Annotated in this window: 16 protein-coding genes; 12 read left to right on the forward strand and 4 right to left on the reverse strand. The window is 66.4% G+C overall.

From position 1 onward, the window contains the following. Window positions 1–12 precede the first annotated feature (12 nt). Genes ACFE71_RS02770 through ACFE71_RS02780 form a run of 3 tightly spaced genes read left to right on the forward strand, consistent with a single transcriptional unit; the run spans window position 13 to window position 4,617 of the window. The gene (locus tag ACFE71_RS02770; RefSeq protein WP_375427286.1) at window positions 13–2,061 is read left to right on the forward strand and encodes a glycoside hydrolase family 97 protein; all 2,049 of its coding nucleotides are present in this window, start codon (window positions 13–15) and stop codon (window positions 2,059–2,061) included. Further along, window positions 2,058–3,581 (forward strand): MFS transporter, encoded by a 1,524-nt coding sequence (locus ACFE71_RS02775; protein ID WP_375427287.1) that lies wholly within the window; start codon window positions 2,058–2,060, stop codon window positions 3,579–3,581. The genes ACFE71_RS02770 and ACFE71_RS02775 overlap by 4 nt, the downstream gene beginning before the upstream one ends. A gap of 10 nt (window positions 3,582–3,591) precedes the next feature. Continuing rightward, the gene (locus ACFE71_RS02780; protein ID WP_375427288.1) at window positions 3,592–4,617 is read left to right on the forward strand and encodes a LacI family DNA-binding transcriptional regulator; all 1,026 of its coding nucleotides are present in this window, start codon (window positions 3,592–3,594) and stop codon (window positions 4,615–4,617) included. A 2-nt stretch (window positions 4,618–4,619) separates the two neighbouring features. On the opposite strand, the gene ACFE71_RS02785 is transcribed toward ACFE71_RS02780, so the two are convergent. Beyond that, the gene (locus tag ACFE71_RS02785) at window positions 4,620–6,245 is read right to left on the reverse strand and encodes an alpha-amylase family glycosyl hydrolase (protein ID WP_375427309.1); all 1,626 of its coding nucleotides are present in this window, start codon (window positions 6,243–6,245) and stop codon (window positions 4,620–4,622) included. 219 nt (window positions 6,246–6,464) lie between these two features. On the opposite strand from ACFE71_RS02785, the gene ACFE71_RS02790 reads away from it, so the two are divergent. The 7 genes from ACFE71_RS02790 (at window position 6,465) to ACFE71_RS02820 (ending at window position 17,714) form a co-directional block, all read left to right on the forward strand. Then, window positions 6,465–7,502 (forward strand): cupin-like domain-containing protein, encoded by a 1,038-nt coding sequence (locus ACFE71_RS02790; RefSeq protein ID WP_375427289.1) that lies wholly within the window; start codon window positions 6,465–6,467, stop codon window positions 7,500–7,502. Then, window positions 7,499–9,010: a tryptophan halogenase family protein gene (locus ACFE71_RS02795; protein WP_375427290.1), complete on the forward strand. Its 1,512-nt coding sequence runs from the start codon at window positions 7,499–7,501 to the stop codon at window positions 9,008–9,010. Before ACFE71_RS02790 ends, ACFE71_RS02795 begins: the two co-directional genes overlap by 4 nt. A 136-nt stretch (window positions 9,011–9,146) precedes the next feature. Beyond that, window positions 9,147–12,188: a TonB-dependent receptor gene (locus ACFE71_RS02800; protein ID WP_375427291.1), complete on the forward strand. Its 3,042-nt coding sequence runs from the start codon at window positions 9,147–9,149 to the stop codon at window positions 12,186–12,188. Between the two features lie 57 nt (window positions 12,189–12,245). Then, on the forward strand, window positions 12,246–13,730 hold the full coding sequence (locus ACFE71_RS02805; protein WP_375427292.1) for a tryptophan halogenase family protein: 1,485 nt from the start codon (window positions 12,246–12,248) through the stop codon (window positions 13,728–13,730). Next, the gene (locus ACFE71_RS02810) at window positions 13,727–15,151 is read left to right on the forward strand and encodes an alpha-amylase family glycosyl hydrolase (RefSeq protein WP_375427293.1); all 1,425 of its coding nucleotides are present in this window, start codon (window positions 13,727–13,729) and stop codon (window positions 15,149–15,151) included. The genes ACFE71_RS02805 and ACFE71_RS02810 overlap by 4 nt, the downstream gene beginning before the upstream one ends. Before the next feature lie 140 nt (window positions 15,152–15,291). Beyond that, complete coding sequence (locus tag ACFE71_RS02815; RefSeq protein WP_375427294.1) at window positions 15,292–16,722, forward strand: S41 family peptidase; 1,431 nt, start codon at window positions 15,292–15,294, stop codon at window positions 16,720–16,722. A 167-nt stretch (window positions 16,723–16,889) separates the two neighbouring features. Next, entirely contained in the window at window positions 16,890–17,714 is an 825-nt protein-coding gene (locus tag ACFE71_RS02820; RefSeq protein WP_375427295.1) for a DUF4019 domain-containing protein, read from the forward strand. Window positions 17,715–17,953: 239 nt separating this feature from the next. Here the strand turns inward: ACFE71_RS02820 and ACFE71_RS02825 are convergent, their stop codons facing one another. The 3 genes from ACFE71_RS02825 to ACFE71_RS02835 are packed head-to-tail and all read right to left on the reverse strand — an operon-like array spanning window position 17,954 to window position 21,770. After that, window positions 17,954–20,284 carry a xanthine dehydrogenase family protein molybdopterin-binding subunit gene (locus ACFE71_RS02825; protein WP_375427296.1) on the reverse strand — a complete coding sequence of 777 codons (2,331 nt, stop codon included), beginning with the start codon at window positions 20,282–20,284 and terminating at the stop codon, window positions 17,954–17,956. Further along, a complete protein-coding gene (locus ACFE71_RS02830; RefSeq protein ID WP_375427297.1) occupies window positions 20,281–21,267 on the reverse strand; it encodes an FAD binding domain-containing protein in 987 nt (328 codons plus the stop codon). The genes ACFE71_RS02825 and ACFE71_RS02830 overlap by 4 nt, the downstream gene beginning before the upstream one ends. Continuing rightward, window positions 21,264–21,770: a 2Fe-2S iron-sulfur cluster-binding protein gene (locus ACFE71_RS02835; protein ID WP_375427298.1), complete on the reverse strand. Its 507-nt coding sequence runs from the start codon at window positions 21,768–21,770 to the stop codon at window positions 21,264–21,266. Before ACFE71_RS02835 ends, ACFE71_RS02830 begins: the two co-directional genes overlap by 4 nt. Window positions 21,771–22,385: 615 nt before the next feature. Between ACFE71_RS02835 and ACFE71_RS02840 the strand changes: the two genes are divergently transcribed. Next, window positions 22,386–22,652, forward strand: coding sequence for a phosphatase domain-containing protein (locus ACFE71_RS02840; RefSeq protein ID WP_375427299.1), 267 nt, complete (start codon window positions 22,386–22,388; stop codon window positions 22,650–22,652). Between the two features lie 24 nt (window positions 22,653–22,676). Further along, window positions 22,677–23,075: a hypothetical protein gene (locus ACFE71_RS02845; protein ID WP_375427300.1), complete on the forward strand. Its 399-nt coding sequence runs from the start codon at window positions 22,677–22,679 to the stop codon at window positions 23,073–23,075. The last annotated feature ends 1 nt before the right edge of the window (window position 23,076 follow it).

Below are 23,076 nucleotides of genomic sequence, written 5' to 3' on the forward strand. Positions count from 1 at the left end.
CAGGAGAGATCGATGCGCTGGATTCATTCGTTGGGAGTATTGGCGGCATGCGCGATGCTGGCGTCGCCCGCGTTCGCCAAGGTCGTGGCGACGGGCACGTCACCGGATCGCCAGATCGTCGTCACGATCGACATCGATAGCGATGGCCGCCCGCTCTATGCGGTGACGCGGCGCGGCAAGCCGGTGATCGCCAACAGCCGGCTGGGCTTCTTGTTCACCGACGCGCGCAAGCTCGAACGGGGGATGAGTTTCGTCGGCGTCACCCGCGCGGTCAAACGTGACCGGTGGGAGCAGCCCTGGGGCGAATGGCGCACGATCGATACCCACCAGAACGAGATGCGCGTCCGGCTTCGCGAGACGGCCGGCTTGCGGCGGATGCTGGATGTGGTGTTTCGTATCCAGGACGATGGCGTCGGCTTTCGCTACGAATTCCCCGACCAGTCGGCGCTCAAGATCGCCAACATCGCCGAGGAATTGACCGAGTTCGCCTTCGCCGAGGATGCGACCGCGTGGTGGAAACCGGCGTTCCTGTGGAACCGTGAGGAATATGTCTATCAGCGCACGCCGCTGAACGCGGTCGGCACCGCGGCGACCCCGATCACGGTCAAGCTGGCCGGCGGGACGCATGTCGCCCTGCATGAGGCGGCGCTCGTCGATTATTCGAGCATGGCGGTGACGCGAGGAGAGGGCAACACGCTGCGCGCCATGCTGACCCCGGGCGCGGGGCGACCCAAGGTGACGCGAACCGCCCCGTTCCACACGCCCTGGCGCACGCTGATCATCGCCGACGACGCGCCCGGGCTGTATATGAGCCACCTGATGCTCGACCTGAACGAACCCAACAAGCTGGGCGACGTCAGTTGGGTCAAGCCGGGCAAGTTCGTCGGCGTGTGGTGGAACATGATCAAGGGCGATTGGACCTGGGCGCGCGGACCCAAGCACGGCGCGACCAACGCCAATGTCCGCCGCTACATCGACTTCGCGGCCGCGAACGGCATTCCAGGCGTACTGGTCGAGGGGTGGAACGTCGGCTGGGACGGCGAGTGGTTCGGCAACGGCAACAACATGAACTTCGCCCGGCCGACCGAGGATTTCGACGCCGACGCGCTCGCCGACTATGCACGGGGAAAAGGCGTCAGCCTGATCGGGCATCACGAAACGGGCGGCGCGGTCAGTCATTATGAGCGCCAGTTCGACGCGGCGTTCAAATTCGCCGCCGATCACGGCGAACGCGTGGTCAAGACCGGCTATGTCGCCGATGCCGGGCAGCTCGAGCGGATCAACCCCGACGGAACCGTGTCTCGCGAGTGGCACGAGAGCCAGTGGATGTCGAACCACCACCTCCGCGTGCTGGAGGCGGCGGCGAAGTACAAGGTGGCGATCGACACGCACGAGCCGATCAAGGACACGGGCCTACGGCGCACCTATCCCAACTGGGTGGCGCGCGAGGGATCGCGGGGCATGGAATATAATGCGTGGCCGAGCAAGAACCCGCCCGAGCACGAGGCGAATCTGGTGTTCACGCGAATGCTGGAAGGGCCCATGGACTTCACCCCCGGCATGCTGAGCCTGAAGGGATCGGATGACAGCGACATCCTGTCGACGATCGCCAAGCAACTGGCGCTGTATGTCGTGCTCTATTCGCCGGTGCAGATGGCGGCGGACACGCCGGAGAATTACGCACGCTATCCGGCCGCGTTTCAGTTCATCCGCGACGTGCCGGTCGACTGGTCGGATACACGCGTCGTGAACGGCGAGGTCGGCGATTACGTCACCATCGTCCGCAAGGATCGCGCATCGGACAATTGGTATCTGGGCAGCGTCGGCGACGAACAGGCGCGCACGATGACCGTGCCGCTCGACTTCTTCGACGCCGGTCGGACCTACATCGCGGAGATCTACCGCGACGGACCGGGGGCCGATTATCGCACCGCCGCGCGGCATTCGATCGCGATCGAGAAGCGCAGCGTCCGGCGCGGTGAGACGATGACGATCGCGCTGGCACCTGGTGGTGGGCAGGCGATCCGCTTTGTCGCGGACGGCCCGGCCCCGCGGCGGTGACGGCCGCCCCGCTGGAGGCCTCATCGTCGACCCGCCGACCGGCGATGCGGTTCTGGCAGTTGTGGAACATCTCGTTCGGGTTCTTCGGCATCCAGATCGGCTTCGCGTTGCAGAACGCGAACGTCAGCCGGATCTTCCAGACGTTGGGGGCGTCGATCGATGACCTGCCGATCTTGTGGATCGCGGGGCCGGTCACCGGTCTGATCGTGCAGCCGATCATCGGCTATCTGAGCGATCGGACCTGGGGCCGGATGGGGCGCAGACGCCCTTTTTTCCTCGTCGGCGCGATCCTGTGCTCGCTGGCGTTGATCCTGTTCCCCGGCGCGTCGGCACTGTGGATGGCGGCGGGTCTGTTGTGGCTGCTGGACGCGTCGATCAACGTGTCGATGGAGCCGTTCCGCGCCTTCGTCGGCGACATGCTCGACGAGACGCAGCGGACCGCGGGCTACGCGTTTCAGACCGTGTTCATCGGCGCGGGCGCGGTGGTCGCGTCGCTTGCGCCGGCGATGTTGACCGCGGCGGGGGTCGCCAACACCGACGCGCCGGGCGTGGTGCCGCCTTCCGTGGCCTATGCCTTCTACGGCGGGGCGGCGGTGCTGTTCGCCGCGGTGGCGTGGACCGTTTTCACGACCCGGGAATATTCTCCGGCCGAATTGGCGCGGTTCGGCGAAACCGTGGCGAATATGCCGCCGGTGGCCGGAGCGGCACCATCGGCACTAACCGGCGCGATCTGGCTGGCGGCAGGATCGGTGATCAGCATGCTGGTCTGGGCGTTTGCGCTCGACAATCCGCTGTACGTCCTGGGGTTTGGCCTGGCCGCCTTTGGCGCGGCGCAGGTGATCAACGCCGCGGCGGTCGCTCGCGGCCGGCTGGACGGCGCGCTCAACCACATCCTGTCGGACCTGCGGAGCATGCCGGTGACGATGCGCAAGCTCGCGGTCATCCAGTTCCTGTCCTGGTTCGCGTTGTTCATCCTGTGGATCTACGCCACGCCGATCATCACCCGCTATCAGTTCGGCGCCACCGATCCGGCCAGCGCGGCCTATAACAATGGTGCCGATTGGGTCGGGGTGCTGTTCGCGGTTTATAACGGCGTGGCGGCGCTCTATGCATTCATGCTGGCACCCTTGGCGGCGCGGTGGGGCGCGGCTCGGCTGCACGCGGCCAACCTTCTCGCCGGCGCGGCTGGCCTTGCGTCGATAGCGGTGATCGGCGATCCGACGTGGCTGATGCTGTCGATGATCGGCATCGGCATGGCGTGGGCCTCGATCCTGACGCTGCCCTACGCGATCCTATCGAGCAGCCTGCCGCAAGCCAAGCTTGGCGTATATATGGGGCTGTTCAACATCTTCATCGTCCTGCCACAGCTGATCGTGGCGGCGGTGATGGGGCCGCTAGCCAGGACGTTGTATCCTGACGCCCCGATCGTGGCGTTCCTGATCGGGGCCGCCTGCCTGGTCACGGCGGCGCTGTATGCATGGTTCGGCGGCATCGTGGACCGCCGCGCGGCGACGCGCTAGCACCCGCCACATGGCGCGCAAGATCACTCGGTTGGAAGATCTGGCGACGCTGGCCGGGGTGTCGATCGCAACGGTCAGCCGCGCGTTGAACGATAGCCCAGCGATCAACCTGGCGACCAAGCAGCGTATCTGGAAGCTGGCGCGCGAGAACAACTATCCGTTCCGCCGCTATATGCCGGCCGGCCCGATCGGCGCGCGCGCGACGATCGCGATCGTCGTGCCCAAACCGCAGAGCCGCGAGGGGCAGCTCGACGACCCCTTCTTCCTCGAACTTTTCGCCGGCGTCGGTGAGGCTGCGCGCGAGCGCGGATGCGACGTCATCGTCAGCCACGTGTCGCCATCGACCTATGAGGATCTGGCGACGCTGATGACGACCAGTCGCGCGGCGGGCGTGATCTTCCTCGGGCAGAGCACGCTGCATCGCGAGTTCAACCAGTTGGCGGAAACGGAATCGGCGTTCGTCGTGTGGGGCGCGCAACTGCCCGATCAGACCTATTGTTCGGTCGGCAGCGACAATGTCGAGGGCGGCAGACGGGCGACCGCCCACCTGGCCCGGCTGGGGCGTCGCCGCATCGTGTTCCTCGGCGACACCGAGGCACCTGAAGCCGGGCAGCGTCTGCAGGGCTATTACGACGCGCTGCGTCAGGCGACGATGACGGTCGATCCAGCGTTGGTGGTGCCGTCGCACTTCGAAGTGGAATCAGCCGCAGCCGCGGCGGACGCGCTGCTGGCCCGTGACGGCAGGCGCGAGGGAGCGTTCGACGGCATCGTGGCCGTTTCAGACCTGGTCGCGCTGGGCGCGATCCGCGCGCTGACCCGGGCTGGCGTGCGCGTGCCTCAGGACGTGTCGGTGGTGGGATACGACAATGTCCCGTTCGCTCGCTACAGCACGCCGGCGCTCACCACCATTTCACAGAACACTTCGCGTGCGGGCCGCTTGCTGGTGACCAAGCTGCTCGCGGCGAGCGCCACCGACGAGATCCGATCGGAACGGATAGCCACCGACCTGATCGTGCGGGAGAGCTGCGGCGGGTGACGTCAGCTTCGGATGGCCAGCAACGCGCCGAACGGCGGCAGCATCCGGGCGGTCGCGCCGTTCACGACGGTCAGCACGCGCCAGCCGTCCGGAAGCGGCCAATCCACCGCGTGCCGCCCGGTGTTGAACACGCACAGCACCGCATCGAGATCCGTTCCGCGCTGAAAACCCAATAACGGCGACGGGTAGTCGAGCGGCGCGACGCCACCGGTCCGCAGCGCGGGACGGTCGTGGCGCAGCGCGACCATCGCGCGAGTATGCGCGAGCATCGAACCCGCATCGTCCTGTTGCCGGTCGACCGACAGCGCGCGGTGCGCCGGATCGAGGGGCAGCCATGGCTCGGCCGTCGAGAATCCGGCTTGGTGGGCCACGGCCTGCCACGGCATCGGCGTGCGTGCGCCGTCGCGGCCATGGGTTTGAGGCCAATTGGCGATGGCTTCGGGGTCCTGCAGCCGTTCGAACGGCACGCAGCCTTGGGGCAGCCCCAGTTCTTCGCCCTGGTAGATGAACGCATTGCCGCGCAAACACATCAGCAGCGTCATGGCGAACCGCGCAACGACTTGCGTGTCGTGATCCCCCGCCCAGCGTGATGCCACCCGCGGGGCATCATGATTGGAGAACGCCCAACTGGGCCAACCAACGCCGGGATCGGAAGGCCACCCCGCCTGCGCGGAGGCGACCAATGTCGGATCCAGCGCGTCCGCGTAAAGGAAGGTGAAGCCATAGGCGCTGTGCAGCCGATCCGCCCCGGCCGTATAGTCCAGCATCTCACGATCGGCCTGCTCGCCGCCGACTTCGGCGACGGTGAAGTAGCAGCCGCGCGCATCGAGCATGCCGCGCAACCGGGCAAGGAAGTCGCCGATCTCGGGTTGCGACTGGTTGTGCAGGTGGTGCTGGAAATCGAACGGCCGGGTTCGGCGAGCTGGTTTCGCGACGGGCGGGTTATCGGTCAGCGCAGGGTCGTGGATCGCGAAGTTGATCGCATCCAAGCGGAACCCGTCGACCCCGCGATCCAGCCAGAATCGCGCCGTGTCGATGAGCGCGTCCTGCACCGCCGGATTGCGCACGTTGAGATCGGGTTGCGCGGCAAGGAAGTTGTGCAGGTAATATTGCTCACGCCGCGCATCCCACGTCCAGGACGGGCCCCCGAACACCGACTGCCAATTCGACGGCGGCGAACCGTCGGGCTTCGCATCGGCCCAGACATACCAGTCGGCGCGCGCATTGTCGCGGCTCGCGCGGCTCTCGCGGAACCAGGCGTGATCGTCCGAGGTGTGCGAATAGACCTGATCGATGATGACCCTGAGCCCCAGCGCATGCGCACGAGCGATCAGCGCGTCGAAATCCGCGAGCGTGCCGAACACCGGGTCGACCGCGCGATAATCGGCGATGTCATAGCCGAAGTCGCGCATCGGTGAGGCGAAGAAGGGTGAAAGCCAGATCCCGTCCACGCCCAGCGAGGCGACATGATCCAGTCTCGCGGTGGCCCCCGGAAGGTCGCCGATCCCGTCGCCGTCGCTGTCGGCAAAGCTTCGCGGGTAGATCTGGTAGAGGATGGCACCACGCCACCAATCGGCCGCCGTCGGATCACGCGTCCTGTCGACCGGTGTCGGGGACCATGTCGCCATGGCAGCGCGATCACCCAACACCTGTTCCATGCACACCCCCTCACGACGCCGGTTCCGTTTCGGCCGGACCAGCATCGATCCCGTTGCAACTATTTGCAGGTGAGTGGCCAGGGCGTCAATCCGATGGGGTCATGTGATCGCCCGACAGCCGCTATGATCGCTGAAAGATTTGCGGACGAGGCGATTGCCATGAAGCGCCGGATGCGGTCATCGTGCGGCATGGCAGGGTTAGCAGCGACCGAGACGACGATCCCCCACGTTCCCGTCCTTACCGGCGTCACGCGCGCGCGGTTCGAGCAGGAGATCGTGCCGGCGGGGCGACCTGTGATGCTGCGCGGGCTGGTCGCATCCTGGCCGATCGTAGCGGCGGCGAGTCGCTCGGATGAGGCGCTCGCCGGCTATCTTGTCGCACGTCCAGCGACGCAGCCGGTCAATACGTGGTTCATCGAGCCTGCGCTGCGCGGCAGGTTCGGGTACGCGCAGGACATGCGCGGGTTCAACCACGAACGCCGCGTCGTGCCGATCGCCGACCTGCTCGACTATCTCATCGAGCACCGCGGTGACGCCGCCGCGTTCACCGCCTATGCCGGCGGCATCCCGATCACATCGACGCTGCCTGGGTTGCGTGACGACCTACCGATGCCGCTGCTCGATCAAGCGCGCGACATGCTCGTGTCGCTGTGGCTGGGTGGGCAAGCGCACACCGCGGCGCATTGGGACGTGCCGCAGAACCTGGCCTGCGTCGTTGCGGGACGGCGACGGTTCACGCTGTTTCCGACCGATCAGGTGCAAAATCTTTATATCGGGCCATTGGATCATACGTTGGCGGGGCAGCCGACCAGCCTGGTCGATGTCGCCGCCCCCGACTTCGATCGCTTTCCCCGGTTTCGCGATGCGTTGGCGACGGCCGAACTGGCCGAACTCTCACCGGGCGACGCTCTCTATCTGCCCAGCTTGTGGTGGCATCATGTCGAGTCGCTCGATCCGGTGGGCGCGATGATCAACTTCTGGTGGCGTGACGGCCCCGACTGGATGATCACCCCGCTATTCACGCTGTTTCATGCTTTGCTGACCTTGCGCGACCTGCCCGAGAACGAGCGGGCGGCGTGGCGGACCTTCTTCGATCATTATATCTTTCAGCGGAACGGTGATCCGATGGCGCATCTGCCGCCCGACGCGCGGGGAGTGTTCGGCGATCTCACCGCCGATGTACGCCAACGCCTGAAGGCCTTCCTCATCGGACCGTTGCAGCCATGATCAGGCCGGAAGCGGGCGACCGCGCGCTGCGGCGGATCGTGATCGTGGGCGGGGGATCCGCGGGCTGGATGGCGGCGGCGTCGATCGCGCACACCGTTCGCGGCGGGTGCGAAGTCACGGTGGTCGAGTCGGACGAGATCGGCACCGTCGGCGTGGGCGAGGCGACCATCCCGCCGATCAAGACCTATCTGCAGCGGCTGGGCATCGACGAGGCAAGCTTCGTGCGGGCGACCCGCGCCACCTTCAAGCTGGGCATCGAGTTCGTCGGCTGGTCGCGCCCGGGAAGACGCTATTTCCACCCGTTTGGAACCTACGGCATCGGCTTCGACAGCGTGCCCCTGCATCAATACTGGCTGCGCGAGGCGCTGGCGGGGCGGGCTGCGCCGCTGGACGATCACTCCATGGCATGGGGCATGGCGCGGCGCGGACGCTTCGCCCAGCCGAGCAAGGATCCCCAAACGGTCCAGTCGACCTTCGACTATGCCTATCATTTCGACGCCGGGCTGTTCGCGCAGTTCCTGCGTCGGCACGCCGAGGGCAATGGGGCCACGCGGATCGAGGGGCGGGTCGTCGATGTCCGGCGTGACGCCGCGACCGGCTTCGTCACCGCGATCGGGCTGGCCGATGGGCAGGAAGTCGCCGGCGACTTCTTCATTGACTGCACCGGTTTCGCGAGCGTGCTGCTCGGGCGGACGCTGGGAACCGGTTACCATGACTGGAGCGGCTGGTTACCGTGCGACCGGGCGGTCGCGATCGCGTGCGAGGGCGGCAGCGAGCGCCAGCCTTTCACGCGATCGACCGCGCGGGATGCGGGATGGCAATGGCGCATCCCGCTTCAGCATCGCATCGGCAACGGGCATGTCTTCGCCAGTGCTCATATGAGCGAGGATGAAGCGACGCGGACGCTGCTCGGGTCGCTGGAAGGTGCGCCGATCGGTGCGCCACGCGTGTTGCGCTTCACCACCGGACGGCGGCATTCGTTCTGGCGCGGCAACTGCCTGGCGCTCGGGCTTGCTGCCGGGTTCATGGAGCCGCTGGAATCGACCAGCCTGCATCTCGTCCAAAGCGGTATCCAACGCTTCCTGGCGTTGTTTCCCGATCGCGACTGCGACCCGCTGGGAGCGCGTGAATACGACCGGCTGACCGGCGAGGAATATGAGCGGATCCGCGATTTCCTGATCCTTCACTATCACGCAACCGCCCGGGACGGCGCGATGTGGAGCCATTGCCGCGCGATGACCTTGCCCGACGACCTGGCCTATCGCGTCGCGCAGTTCCGTGCCGGCGGACGGCTGGTGTCGCCGGGGCCGGAACTCTTCCTCAATGCGAGCTGGCTGGCGGTGCTGATCGGGCAGGACGGATTGCCCGGCCGGTACGATCCCCTGGTCGATCAGCGGCCCGTCGTCGACGCGGCTGGCCGACTTTCCCGTATCGCGGCGCTGATCGGCGAGACCGCCGATCTGATGCCGCGACACGAGGAATGGGTAGCACACCTCACCGCCGGATAACGTACTTTGCAAAACTTTGCATCGACTCCGAGTTGCGGAGATGTTGCAATTCCCTCCGAAGCGAGACTATGCTGCGCGATCATCATAGCCGCTCCACCCGTTTGGGATAAGGCGTGGCATGCAGGGGGAGGGTGGAATGGCCGATCACGAAATCGTCGATGTAAAGTTTTCAGAGGCTCACCGTTGTACCGACCGGTGCGCGCGGCTGGGTTCGGTCAGCCTGGGGGCGCTTGGCGCCGCGCTGATCGTCATGCTGTCACCGGCCCGGGCCGAGGCGCAGGTCGTCGATCAACAGGGCACGGGCCCAACGACCAACACCCCCAGTTCATCCGATCCCGCCGCCACCCAGACGCCCGGAGGCAGCACCGAAGTGCCGACATCCGAGGCGGGCGACACCCAGCCCCAGGATCAGGTCGCCGCCCAGGCGGTGGTCGGGCAGGACGAGGCGGGCGAGGACATCGTCGTCACCGGTTTCCGCGCCGCCATCGCCAACTCGATCGCGCAGAAACGCAATTCGGATCAGATCCTGGAGAGCATTTCGGCCGAGGATATCGGCAAGCTGCCCGACAACTCGATCGCCGAGTCGATCGCGCGCCTGCCGGGCGTCACGGCGCAGCGCGTCGATGGCCGCGATCAATCGATCAGCGTGCGCGGCTTCGCGCCCGATTTCTCGACGACGTTGCTCAACGGTCGCGAGCAGGTCACGACCAACGACAACCGTGCGGTGGAGTTCGACCAGTACCCTTCCGAACTGCTGGGGCAGGTGGTCGTCTACAAGACGCCCAGCGCCGGGCTGATCGGGCAGGGCCTCTCGGGCACGATCGATCTGCGCACGATCCGCCCGCTGCAATATGGCAAGCGCGTATTCGCGGCCAACGCGCGCGGCGAGATCGTGACCAAGGGCAAACTGAACGCGGGTACGACCGACAAGGGCTACCGGGTCAGCGGCACCTATATCGACCAGTTCGCGAATAACACGCTCGGTATCACGATCGGCGTCGCGCATAATTCGTCGCCCAGCCAGTTCGAGCGGTACAACGCCTGGGGCTATCCGACATTCGACGGCAACAATGCTTTGTATGGCACGCAGACCGCCGGGCAAGACACTCCCGCCGATACAAGCGACGACCAGTATCAGGTGCGCCCCGAGTTCGCCTCGGCTCAGGGGAAATTTGTTCTGGGCGGAGCCAAGCCGTTCGTTCAGTCGAACAAGCTGACCCGCACCGGCGTCGTCGGCACGGTCGAGTGGGAGCCGACGCCCGAGCTGACCACCACGCTCGACTTGTTCTACACCGATTTCAAGGAAGAGCAGGCGCTGCGCGGCATCGAGCTTCCGCTATTCTGGGGCAACGCGACGCTGCAGCCGGGCTATGCGATCGATGGCGATTCGATCACCGCGGGCACTTGGAATACCGTCAAGGCGGTGGTCCGCAGCGACTATGTGGAGCGCAACGCCAAGATCTTCTCGGCCGGGTTCAATACGAAATATCGGACCGGGCCGGTGACCCTGGTCGGCGACGCCAGCTATTCGCGGGTGACGCGCAACGACATCTATATCGAAACCTATGCCGGCACTTCGCGCGGTGCGGGCAATGGACCGTACGACACGCTCGGGTTTCAGACCGAGGGCAATGGCATCACCACGTTCAGTTCGTCGCTGGACTATGCCGACCCCAACCTCATCAAGTTGACCAGCCCGCAAGGCTGGGCCTCCGGTCCGCGGCCCGGTCTCGTACCTGGTGGGCAGGACGGCTATTACAGCTCGCCCGACGTGAAGGACGAGCTGTACGCGCTACGCGGCAGCATGTCGTACGAGGTCGCCGACAACAACTATATCGAACTGGGCGGCAACTTCACGTCGCGCACCAAACGCTACGTTCCGACCGAATTCTACCTCGGCGTGACGGCGAACCAGACCGACCCGACCAGTTCGACCAGCCTGTTGGTGCCAGAGCAATACCGGCTGGGGACGACCGACCTGTCGTTCCTGGGCATCCCCGGCATGGTCAGCTTCGACACGCAGGCGCTGGTTCGCGACGGCCTGCTGTCGCTACTGGAGAACGCGAACGCGAGCACGCAGCTCAACACCTGGAGGTTGCGCGAGAATGTCGCAACCGGCTGGCTGCGCTACAACTTCAACTCGGACGTTGGGGATGGCGGGTCGCTCACGGGCAACCTGGGCGTGCAGGTGGTCTATACCGACCAGAGTTCGGACGGTTTCCGCAACCTGACGGGCGTGAATAACGGCTCCCGGATCAACGACGGGCGCAAGTACGTCGACGCCCTCCCCAGCTTGAACATGAGCCTGCGTTTCGACCAGAGCAATGTGCTGCGCGTCGGCATAGCCCGGACGCTGGCGCGGGCGCGGATGGACCAGCTCAAGTCGTCGTTCAGCTACGGCACCAACCCGGCGCGGGCGACCTCGACCGATCCGTTCAACGCCTTCTTCGGTGCCGGTGGCGGCAATTCTCGATTGAAACCGTGGATCGCGACCGGGGTCGACATCTCGGCCGAGCATTATGTCAGCCGGACCGGCTATTTCGCGCTGGCGGGGTTCTACAAATACCTTGAAACCTATATTTACGAGCGCCTCGCGCTGGCCGACTTCACGGGAACGCCGACCAACGGCCTGCCCGACGGCCTGACCCAACCCGGCACCTTCATCGGCACCATCAGGCAACCGGTCAACGGCAGCGGTGGCATACTATATGGCGGCGAGGTTTCGGGAACGCTGCCTCTGGCGGACATCACCTCGGCGCTCGACGGGTTCGGGCTGGTCGGCAGTTATTCCTACACCAAGAGCAATATCCAGGCGAACCCCGAGAATCCACGACAGCCGCTGCCCGGCTTGTCCAAACACGTCGCCAGCGGCACGGCGTTCTTCGAAAAGGCGGGCTTTTCCGCGCGCGGTAGCATCCGTTACCGCTCCGGCTTCCTGGCGGAGGTGATCAGCCTCGGGCCGGGAGCACGCAACCGGCTGGCGCGCGGCGAGACGATCGTCGATGCGCAGATCGGCTATGAATTCCAGAAGGGTCCGTTGAAAGGTCTGGGGATCCTGGCGCAGGGCCAGAACCTGACCAGCGCGCCGTTCGTCACCGAGGACTCGGCGACGGGCCTCATCATCGACTCGCAGGATTATGGCCGACGGTTCCTGGCCGGCGTCGCGTTCAAGTTCTGACATGCTATCGCCGCCACCGGCGATCTGCCGGTGGCGGTCGATGTCGGGAGCCGATCGATGAGCACGGGAACGATCGTGATCCTCGGTGGCGGCACCGCCGGGTGGATCGTCGCAGCCATGCTGGCCCGGTTCGTGCCGCGCACGACGCGCATCCGGCTGGTCGAATCGGACGCGATCGGAACGGTGGGGGTCGGTGAGGCGACGATCCCGCAGATCCGGTTCCTGACGCAAGGCCTGGGGCTGGACGAGGACCAGCTGCTGGCGGCGACACAGGGGACGTTCAAGCTGGGGATCGAGTTCGTCGACTGGTGGCGGCCGGGGTACCGCTACATGCACGCCTTCGGCGCGCTTGGCCGGGCGCTGGGCGTGGTGCCATTCCATCAATTGTGGCTGCGGGGCCGCGCGATCGGCGCGGCGGCATCGCTCGACGCCTACGTCCCGACCGCGGTTGCGGCATGCGCGACGCGGTTCGAGCGCATGCCGATGCTGCCCTATGCCTATCATTTCGACGCGACGCTGCTCGCCGGCTTCTTGCGACGTGGTGCCGAAGCGGCCGGCGTCGAGCGGATCGAAGGCCGCGTTGTCGCGGTCGACCGTGATACGGGGGGCGACATCGCCGCGCTACGGCTCGATGGCGACCGCGCCGTCGCCGGCGATCTCTTCATCGACTGTTCGGGGTTTCGCGCGCTACTGCTCGGCGAGGCGCTGGGCGTCGGATATGACGACTGGTCGCATTGGTTGCCCTGTGACCGCGCGATGGCGATCGCGTGTGAGCCGGCGGGGCCGCCGATCCCCTATACGCGAGCGACCGCGCGTCCGGTCGGATGGCAATGGCGTATTCCCCTCCAGCACCGAATCGGCAACGGGCTGGTCTACGCGGCGGCCGATCTGTCGGACGACGAGGCGGCGGCACGGTTGCTGGGCGATCTCGACGGCGTGCCGATCGGTGATCCGCGGCCGCTTCGCTTCGTTACCGGCAAGCGTCGGCGGTTCTGGGAGCGCAACGTCATCGGCATGGGCCTGGCGTCGGGGTTCATGGAGCCGCTGGAATCGACCAGCATACACATGGTCCAGTCGGCGGTGGCACGCTTGCTTGACCTGTTCCCCGGCGACCGTGACGACGCCGCCGCGCGCGATGCGTATAATCGGCTGACCGATGCCGAATATGACGGCATCCGCGACTTCCTGATCCTGCATTACCATGCCAACGAACGGTCCGGCGCGTTCTGGCGGCGATGCCGCGAAATGGCCGTGCCGGAAACGCTGACGGAAAAGATCCGGCAGTTCCGCGCCGGCGGCCGCGTCGTTCGTGAGGGCGAGGGGCTGTTCACCGAACCCGGCTGGGTCCAGGTCATGACCGGACAGGGAATCGTGCCGGGTCACGTTTCGCCGCTGTCGCAGGCGCTGTCGCCCGGGAAGCTGGCCGAGTTCCTAGACAATATCCGGACCGGCATCGCCGACCAGGTCGGGCGGATGCCGACGCATGCGGATTTCATCGCGCGGCATTGCCGGGCAGCGGTCCAATTCAAGGAGAACGTATGATGGATGCTATATTCATGCGCGGCCGCTTGGCCGGCGCGCTGGCGACGTTCGCGATGTTCGCGACCGGTGCGCCTGCCCAGACGCCCATGCCGACGCCCCAGGTCATCGGCGACACCCGGTTCGACGGCATCGCCCATCCCGATTGGGTCAAGGACGCGGCGATCTACGAGCTGAACCTGCGGCATTTCACGCCGGAAGGAACGCTGGCCGCGGCGCAGCGACACCTGCCGCGGTTGAAGGCGCTGGGGATCGGCATCGTCTGGCTGATGCCGATCCATCCGGTCGGCAAGATACGCCCCGCCGGGCCACTGGGCAGCCCCTATGCCGTGCGTGACTTCCGCGCGGTCGATCCCGCCTATGGCAGCATGGACGATCTTAAGCGGTTCGTCGCGGCGGCGCATGGGCAGGGCTTGAAGGTGATCCTGGACTGGGTCGGCAATCACAGCGCGTGGGACAATCCGCTGGTGACGCAGCACCCCGAATGGTACGAACGCGGGGCCGACGGCGCGATGCGATCGCCCGCGTTCTTCAATTGGCGCGACGTGGTCGAGTTCGATTACGCCGCGCCGGGGCTACAACGCTACATGACCGACGCGATGGCGTTCTGGGTCCGCGAGGGCGGGGTCGACGGCTTTCGCGCGGACGCCGCCGGGCTGATGCCGCTGGCGTTCTGGAACCGGACGCGCGCGGAACTCGATGCGATCAAGCCCGTCTTCATGCTGGGCGAGTGGGAAAGCCGTGATCTCCATTACCAGGCGTTCGACACCACCTATGCGTGGTCGTGGGCCAAGGCGATCGAGGCGATCGCCGCCGGGCGCGGCAGCATGGACGAACTGCGCGCCTATTATGCCTGGGACGGGCGCTTCTGGCCCAGGAACGCCGCGCGGATGCTCTATATCAGCAACCACGACGCCAACAGCTGGCAGGGCACAGAATATGAACGCTACGGCCCCGCGCTCGATGCGGCGATCGCGCTGTCGATCGCCAGCGAGGGCATGCCGCTGGTGTTCAACGGTCAGGAGGCCGGCAACCGCCGCCGCCTCAAGCTGTTCGAGCGCGATCCGATCGCATGGCGGACGGACCCGCAGGGCGAGCTTTATCGGCGTCTTCTCGCCCTGCGCAAGGCACATCCGGCGATGTGGGCACGGCCATGGGGTGGACCGATCGCCGAGGTGGTCAACGACGATCAGGCGCATGTCCTGTCCTTCCTTCGTCAACGGGGCGACGATCGAATGCTGGCGGTGTTCAACCTGTCGGCGCAGCCGCGCAACGCCAACTTCACGGTGGCCGGGCAGACCGGCCGGTGGAAGGACCAGGGCAGCGACCTGACGATCGACATGACCGGACCGGTTCGCATCGCGGTGCCCGCATGGGGGTACAAGCTCTTCTTCGCCACCGATGGCAAAGCCCCTCGGCGATGACCGCGCATGTACCTTTGTCGCTCCGACGCGACGGTCACCGACCGCGCCCGGCGGCGCGGGGCGTTCGATGTGCCGAAAGCAGTCGCCGCGACCACGTGCACGTGGTTGCGGCGGTCGAGGTCGGCTGATAGCTCAACGGCATGCGGGCTTTGCTCCTTGGACTGGCGCTGACGACGGCGGCGGGTGATCGCGATTGGGGCGCCGCTCTCCGCATGGACGCAGCCGCGCTCCACGACGACATAGCGACGAATCATCCGGGCCCGCTCAATCCCGGTGATCCCGGCTTCGCGCGTCGCAACGATGCCGAACTCGCTCGGGCCTTGCGACGCGCGAGCACGGCGAGGACGTTCGCCGACTATTTCTACGCCATGCGGCAGTACGTCGCGTCGTTCGATGACGGGCATGTGGAGTTCGGGATGTTCGGCCACACGCCCGAAGATTATCGCTGGCCGGGCTTCCTCACTCGCTATGACGCGGACGGCGAGCAGCGGGTCTTCACCGCGGAAGAACGCGGGGCCGTGCCGGTCGGCGCGCGACTGATCGGATGCGACGGCAAGACGGCCGAGCAGGTGTCGGCCGAGCTCGTCGGCTCCATCGTCGGTCGCTGGTCGCTCCTTTCTCAGCGCCATCTGTTCGGAAGCTGGACCTTCACCAACACCGCCAATCCCTATGTCATGCGCCCCGCACGCTGCTCCTTCGACGTGGGCGGCACCACGCGAACGGTCGATCTGGACTGGCGCGCCGCCGATCCGTCGGCGCTGCTCGCGAAGACCGCCCTGCAATCCATGCCGCGATCGGTCGGGCGACGGGTGCTGGCCGACAGGACGCAGTGGCTGGACCTGCCCTCTTTCAACGGCGATCCCGGAAGCGAGCCGGGCAGGCAGCTCACGGCCCTGTTGAACGATATCGACTCTCGTCGCGAAGAGCTTGCCAAGGCGCCCCGGATCGTTCTCGATCTTCGCGGCAACGGTGGTGGGTCGTCGGACTGGTCGTACCAGATCGCGCGCAGGCTCTGGGGCGACGGCACCATCGCCGCGGCTCCGGCATCGAAGGTGACGGTGACTTGGCGCGCATCGGCCGCGAACCTCGAAACGATCCGATCCGCCTTTCGTGAGCGGACGACGGGCGGAGCCCTGTCGAGCGAGTCTCGCCAGTGGTTCGAGCGGACGATCAAGGGGCTGAGTGCCGCCCTTGCGGCGGACAAGGCGACCTGGACGGAACCGACCAAGGCGGCTCCCCGGCCGATCCAATTGACGCCGACCCGACCGGAGCTCGGCGGTCGCGTTTACCTCGTCACGGATTCCTCGTGCATGTCGGCCTGCTTGGACGCCGTCGACCTATGGCGAGCGCTCGGCGCGATCCACGCGGGTCAGGAGACCTCGGCCGACACGCTGTATATGGAGACACGCAGCGATCGACTACCCAGCGGCCTGGGTTCAATCTCCGTGCCGATGAAGGTTTACCACGGCCGGCCGCGCGGCAGCAACGAGCCGGTCCGACCGCAGCGCGAATTCCCCGGCGACATCGCCGATACGCCTGCGCTCGAGGCGTGGATCACGGCGTTGTCTTGATCTGCCGGCGGCCTGCCACCCTATGATGGATCGGCAGCGATCGCCCAGATTCGGCCGTCACCGAAGGTCGACTCCGATCCCATCGGCTGGCGTTATGCTCCGATCTCGGTATCGGCTATGTCGCGACGGGGTGTCACCGCCGTCAACCGGCGATGGAAAGTGGCGCTGTGATCTCGTACCCCGATGGGCATGAAGCAGATGACGGCTTTCCGATGCGCAACGGCATCCTGACCCTGACCGAACGAGAGAAGGAGACGCTGCGGCTGCTCGTCGGAGGACATGACGCCAAGTCGATCGCGCGCCAACTCGGATTGTCGGTCCATACCATCAACGAGCGGCTGCGGGACGCACGCAGGAAGCTCGACGTTTCAAGCAGCCGAGAAGCCGCGAGACTTCTGGCCGAGGCGGAACAACGTGCCCCCGATTATCCGACGGACAAGCTTTTAGGGGTGCCTGAGGAAGCCGATGATGCGCATCCGTTCGAGCAGGCGAGCGGTCGACAGAGCGCGACCAATCGGCTTGCCTGGTTCGGTGGAGGAATGCTCATCATGTCACTCTTGATCGTGGTCGTTGCCCTCTCGTCCGTGCTTTACGGAAACGCCCCATCGGAGGCACAGAGATCTGTTCCGACTGCTACGGCCGCAAACGCGTCCGCATCAGCGAGCTTGGACTCGGCGCGCAAATGGTTGGCCCTGCTTGACCGCCAGAGTTGGGAGGAGAGCTGGCGCACGGCCACTACCCTGTTCAAGTCTCAGATTTCCGCGTCGCAGTGGACCTCGACGATCCAGTCGGTCAGGCAGCCACTCGGGAAGATGGCGTCTCGGACCTTCCTGAACGTGACGAAGACCAACTCGCTGCCTGGCGCTCCGGCTGGCGAGTACGAGGTCATTCAATTTCAGACGAGTTTCGCCGGGAAACGCAGTGTCGTCGAGACCATCACTCTCGCTCGTGATCGGTCTGGCTGGAGGGTGGCAGGGTACTTCATACGATGAGTCGAGCTCAGACATAGCGAGTAGCGGCTTTCGCCCATGTTGGTTTTCGAAGCCGTCAGATCGCTCTTCATCACGCCATACCGTTCAGCCGCCCCGACGGGGTGCCTGAGCAACCATGGAATCGAGCTGAACGGACGTCCGCTTTCAGAAAGCCGAAAACGTACCAACAACATCCGCCTCTGTGTCGTTCTGGTGAATTGAGTCCTTTATGGACTATCGTCCATCATTGAGTCTGCGCCTCAAAGCAGCTTGTCGAGCGTGATGGGCAGATCGCGGACGCGCTTGCCGGTCGCGTTGTAGACCGCGTTCGCGACCGCCGCGGCGACTCCGGTGATGCCGATCTCGCCGACGCCACGCGCGCCCATGGGGGTGTGCGGGTCGGGGATGTCGGTCCACATCACCTCGATCTCGGGCACGTCCATGTGCACGGGGACATGATATTCGGCGAGGCTGGGGTTCATGATGCGGCCGCTCTGCTCGTCGAACTGCGTTTCCTCCATCAACGCCATGCCCAGCCCCATGATGATGCCGCCCCGGAACTGGCTGGCCGCGGTCTTGGGATTGATGATGCGCCCGCAGTCGAACGAGCCTAGGAAACGGCTGACGCGCAGCTCGCCCGTGACCGCGTTTACCCGCACCTCGCAAAACATCGCGCCGTGCGAGTGCATCGACCAGTGGGTCGTCTCGAGCGGCGCGGGCGGGGTCGCCTCCACCACCAGCTCGTCGCGCTGAGCGCGCGACAGGATCGAGCCGTAGCTTTCGTGCCGCGCCGGCTCGTCGAGCTTGGCGAGGCCGCCGTCCACGCTACCGACATCGTCCACGTCGAGCCCGGCGAGAGGAGAGTCGTTGCCCGCGAGCTTCAGGAGCTCGGTCACCAGCGCCCGGTGCGCCGCGAGCACCGACGCGCCGATGGCGGCGGTCTGCTGCGACCCGCCGGCCATCACCACGCCCGGCAGCGTGCTGTCGCCGTACCGGAAGTTCACCTGCTCCATCGGCAGCCCGAGCCGGTCGGCGGCGATCTGGGTCTGCGCGGTCGCGGTGCCCATCCCCATGTCGTGCGCGGCGATGTCGACCGTCGCGTGACCCTCGCGGCTGAGTGTGATCCGCGCGGCACCGCCGGGCATCCGGTAATAGGGGTAGGTGGCGGTCGCGACGCCGGTGCCGATCAGCCACTCGCCCTCGCGGCGGGCTCCGGGGGCGTCGCGCTCGGCCCAGCCGAACCGCTCGGCACCGTCGCGGTACGCCTTCTCGATCTCACGCGACGAGAAGGGCGCGCCCGTCGTCGGATCCTTGTCCGGCTCGTTCCGCAGACGCAGTTCGATCGGGTCCATGCCCATCGCGACGGCCAACTCGTCGATCGCGCTTTCCAACGCGAAGGTGCCGACCGCCTCGCCCGGCGCGCGCATGAAGGTGTTGGCGACCATGTCGATATACGCGATCTCGACATCCAGCTTGAAACTGCCCGCAGCGTAGGCGCTGCGGGTGCCAACGACGAAAGGCTCGGGCAGGACGTTGTGATGGCTCATCGCCACGGTGCCCGTGTGGATGACCGCGTCGAAACGGCCGTCATCCTGCGCGCCGATCGCCACGCGCTGCTCGCTCACGGTGCGGCCGCCGACGATGCGGTATACCCCCTCGCGCGATAGCATCAGCCGGACCGGGCGGTCGGCCAGCTTGGACGCGGCGGCGGCGAGCACCTGATGCTGCCAAAGCCCCTTGCTGCCGAACCCGCCCCCGACGAAGGGCGAGGACACATGCACCTTGCTCTCGTCGATGCCGAACATGTGCCCCAGCGACCAGGCGGTGTGCGCCACCATTTGCGACGCATCGTGGACGCGCAGCGTATCGCCCACCCAAGCGACGGTGGCGGCGTGCAGCTCGATCGCGTTGTGGCTGTGACGCGGCGTCGTGTAGATATTGTCGACCGCGTACGGCGCGGCGGCGAATGCCTCGTCCGCGTCGCCGATCTCGAGCTTGAGCGGCTGGCCCATGAAGAGGCCCGGCTCGGTTCCGTTGGCCTTGGCCTCCGCCATCGCGGTGACGGCGGGCTCGGCGTCGTATTCGATGCGCACCAGCGACGCCGCGTGATCCGCCTGTTCCTGCGTGTCGGCCAGCACCAGGGCGATCGGCTCGCCGTTCCAGTACACGCGGCCGTCCTGCATCACGGGCAGGTCATTGCCGCCGCACGCCTTCTCGGAGGTCATGAACAGCGGCATCGGCGCCATCCGCGGCGCGTTGCGGTAGGTCATCACCAGCTCGACGCCCGGCCCGGCCTCGGCGGCCGCGGTGTCCAGCACCGCGATCCGGCCCTTTGCGATCGTGCTGAACACGAGCGCTGCATAGAGCATCCCGTCCAGCGGGAACTCGGCGGCGAACGGCGCCTCCCCGCGAACCTTGATCGCGCCGTCCAGCCGCGAGATGGACCGGCCGATATGGCCGTGCCGAGTGCGGATGAGCGGATCGGGCCGGCCGCCAGGCATCCAGCTGTCGGGCGCGAGCTGGACGGCCTTCTGCATGACGGCCTGCGCGGTACCTTGAACCGCTTGTTTGACGTCCTCGACGACCTTCATGCGCCCGCTCCCGTCAGCTCGACCAACACGGCCGTGATCGTCCGTTTCGCCAGCTCGACCTTGAACCCGTTGTCGCGCAGCGGCTCCGCCCCGGCGAGCTCGATCTCCGCGGCGGCACGGAACGCCTCGGGGGTCGCAGGTCCGCCGCGCAGCGCCGCTTCGGCCCGGGACGCGCGCCAGGGCTTGTGCGCGACGCCGCCGAGCGCGAGCCGGATGTCGGCGACCTCGCCGGCCCGAACTTCCAGCGCCGCCGCCACCGACACTAGCGCGAAGGCATAGCTCGCGCGGTCGCGGACCTTGCGATAGGTCGAGCGCGCGGCGAGCGGCAGGGCGGGCAGCTCGATCGCGGTGATGAGCTCGCCGGGCTCCAGAACCGTGTCGATCTCGGGATGGTCGCCGGGCAGCCGGTGCAGTTCGGTCAGGGGCAGCGTCCGCGTTCCGGTCGACGATCTCAGGTGAACGGTCGCATCGAGCGCGGCGAGCGCGACGCACATGTCCGACGGATGCGTGGCGACGCAGTACGGTGACGCGCCCAGGATCGCGTGGATCCGGTTAAAGCCGTCGATCGCGTCGCAGCCCTGGCCGGGTCGGCGCTTGTTGCAGCGCGATCCGTTCGTGTCGTAGAAATAGGCGCAGCGCGTCCGCTGGAGCAAGTTGCCGCCGACCGTCGCCATGTTGCGGATCTGCGCGCTCGCGCCGGCCAGGACCGAGCGGGCGAGCACCGGATAGCGCGTCCTGACGACCCGGTGCTCGGCCAGGGCGGTGTTCGTTGCCGCCGCGCCGATCAACAGCCCGCCTGCCGCCGTCTCCTCGATCGCCGTCGACAGGCCGGTCACGTCGACCAGCGTGCGCGGTCGCTCGACCGTCTCGCGCATCAGATCGACGAGGTTGGTGCCGCCGCCTAGATATTTGGTGCCGGCCATGCCCGCGAGTTGGAGGGCATGACCGGCGTTGCTCGCCCGTTCGAAGCTGAAGGGTGTCATTCGGCCGCCTCCGCATAAACCTCCAGGATCGCGTCGACGATCCCGTTATGCGCGCCGCACCGGCACAGATTGCCGCTCATCCGCTCGCGCAACTCGTCCCGGTCGAGGGTGATCACGTCCGTCGACAGGTCGACGGTCACGTGGCTCGGCACGCCTCGCCCGATCTCGGTCGCCATGCCGATGGCCGAGCAGATCTGGCCGGGAGTGCAGTATCCGCATTGGAACCCGTCATGCTCCACGAACGCCCCCTGCAATGGGTGCAGCACGCCGTTTTCCACCAAGCCTTCGACCGTGACGACCTCGCGCCCGTCATACTGCACCGCGAGCGCGAGACAGGAGACGATCCGCTCCCCGTCCACCAGCACCGTGCAGGCGCCGCATGCGCCCTGGTTACACCCCTTCTTCGTGCCGGGCAAGTGGAGCTGCTCACGAAGCAGGTCGAGGAGCGACACGCGAGGATCGCTCGGCAGCGGCACGGGCGACCCGTTGACCTTGATGGGCATGGCGCTTTCCTCCGAATGGCCTGATCAAAGTAGATCGATTGCGAGAGGGCGGCAACGTGCGATGCTTTGTCGCTGTGGGCGATGATATGTCCAGCATCGGCAGCTCTCGACTATAATTAGTTCACGGTCGTTACGTCGTGCAGGATCGAGAACCGGCCGGAGCCGACGCGGGAGCCCCGATAGACCCGATGCGCCGCGCTCCTGACCGGAGGAGGGTCGAACCGCCGGACGATGTCGAACGCGATCTTGACCGCCTTGCAAACCTGATCGCGGATGGCAAAGGTCACGAGTCACGAGGAGCGCGTCCGGGTGTTCGCCTATGCCGGCTACCGTACGGGTGAAACGGTGCGCATAAGGGCGGCGCATTGTCCGGTTCGCGCCGGGGCTGATCAGGGCGGTCGGGACATGGAATCGGCTCCGCGCGATGCTGGCCATCCACGACAGCGACGAACTGCCGGGCGTCGCCGTCCGGATGGACGGCTATGGTCAGAGCTTGACCACCGTCATGGAATTTCACCTTCGACCTGGCCGTTGCACGCCTTTGCCCGCGGCGACGGCGTGGGAGCGGGCCATTCTCCACAACCGGATCGCGAGGCGCAATAGGCCGACATCACCGTGCCGGTACTAGCGCTGGGAGCCAACCTGAACCGGGGCATCATATCCGACATCGACGACACGGTCGTCGAGACGGGCGCGACCGACTTACTGAAGAACTGGCGGCGCGTGCTGATCGATCAACCCGGCAATCGGCTGGCGGTCCCGGGAGCGGCCACCTTGTACAAGACGATCGCCGTCGATCACCGCGCGCCGGGCCGGCCCTTCTTCTACGTGTCTTCCTGGCCCTGGAGTCTATACGGCTTCCTCACCGAGTTCATGAGCTGAACGGGATCCCCCCCCCATGGCCCGATGTTCCTGAAGGATTATAGCATCGACGCCGACCAGCTGATCGATGCGGGCCACGACGCGCATAAGCTGGCCGCCATGCTAGTCGAGGACTTCGGCCGGCGCGTGGCGGGCGTCCTTATCCGCGGCGTGGACGGTTCGTGCCGATCCGGCCCGGAAGGCGCGTTGCTCGCTGACATCGAAGCGCGTGGCGTGCCGACCTACTGCGGCGCCGGACTCGAGGATGCCGTCGCGGTCATGCAGGAGCTCGAGCTGGACCGCCCGCTCGAAGCCGCCAGCGCCGTGCTGCAAGCCGCGACCGATCGACCTCAAGGCTCGGCTGGAACCATGGCCGAGGTCGCCGAGCCCCACCATCGCTCGAGCGGTCGCCTATGTCCGCTGCCCGATACGCGCTCCCGATAAC

The organism is uncultured Sphingomonas sp., assembly GCF_964237155.1.
Taxonomy (GTDB): Bacteria; Pseudomonadota; Alphaproteobacteria; order Sphingomonadales; family Sphingomonadaceae; genus Sphingomonas.

What these genes read in the sequence shown, in the direction of transcription:
- ACFE71_RS02790 (WP_375427289.1), top strand. Translation starts at nt 6,465, where the DNA reads ATGGCAGGGTTAGCAGCGACCGAGACGACGATCCCCCACGTTCCCGTC.
- ACFE71_RS02785 (WP_375427309.1), bottom strand. Translation starts at nt 6,245, where the DNA reads ATGGCGACATGGTCCCCGACACCGGTCGACAGGACGCGTGATCCGACG.
- ACFE71_RS02795 (WP_375427290.1), top strand. Translation starts at nt 7,499, where the DNA reads ATGATCAGGCCGGAAGCGGGCGACCGCGCGCTGCGGCGGATCGTGATC.
- ACFE71_RS02800 (WP_375427291.1), top strand. Translation starts at nt 9,147, where the DNA reads ATGGCCGATCACGAAATCGTCGATGTAAAGTTTTCAGAGGCTCACCGT.
- ACFE71_RS02810 (WP_375427293.1), top strand. Translation starts at nt 13,727, where the DNA reads ATGATGGATGCTATATTCATGCGCGGCCGCTTGGCCGGCGCGCTGGCG.
- ACFE71_RS02780 (WP_375427288.1), top strand. Translation starts at nt 3,592, where the DNA reads ATGGCGCGCAAGATCACTCGGTTGGAAGATCTGGCGACGCTGGCCGGG.
- ACFE71_RS02805 (WP_375427292.1), top strand. Translation starts at nt 12,246, where the DNA reads ATGAGCACGGGAACGATCGTGATCCTCGGTGGCGGCACCGCCGGGTGG.
- ACFE71_RS02825 (WP_375427296.1), bottom strand. Translation starts at nt 20,284, where the DNA reads ATGAAGGTCGTCGAGGACGTCAAACAAGCGGTTCAAGGTACCGCGCAG.
- ACFE71_RS02845 (WP_375427300.1), top strand. Translation starts at nt 22,677, where the DNA reads ATGTTCCTGAAGGATTATAGCATCGACGCCGACCAGCTGATCGATGCG.
- ACFE71_RS02815 (WP_375427294.1), top strand. Translation starts at nt 15,292, where the DNA reads ATGCGGGCTTTGCTCCTTGGACTGGCGCTGACGACGGCGGCGGGTGAT.
- ACFE71_RS02770 (WP_375427286.1), top strand. Translation starts at nt 13, where the DNA reads ATGCGCTGGATTCATTCGTTGGGAGTATTGGCGGCATGCGCGATGCTG.
- ACFE71_RS02835 (WP_375427298.1), bottom strand. Translation starts at nt 21,770, where the DNA reads ATGCCCATCAAGGTCAACGGGTCGCCCGTGCCGCTGCCGAGCGATCCT.
- ACFE71_RS02830 (WP_375427297.1), bottom strand. Translation starts at nt 21,267, where the DNA reads ATGACACCCTTCAGCTTCGAACGGGCGAGCAACGCCGGTCATGCCCTC.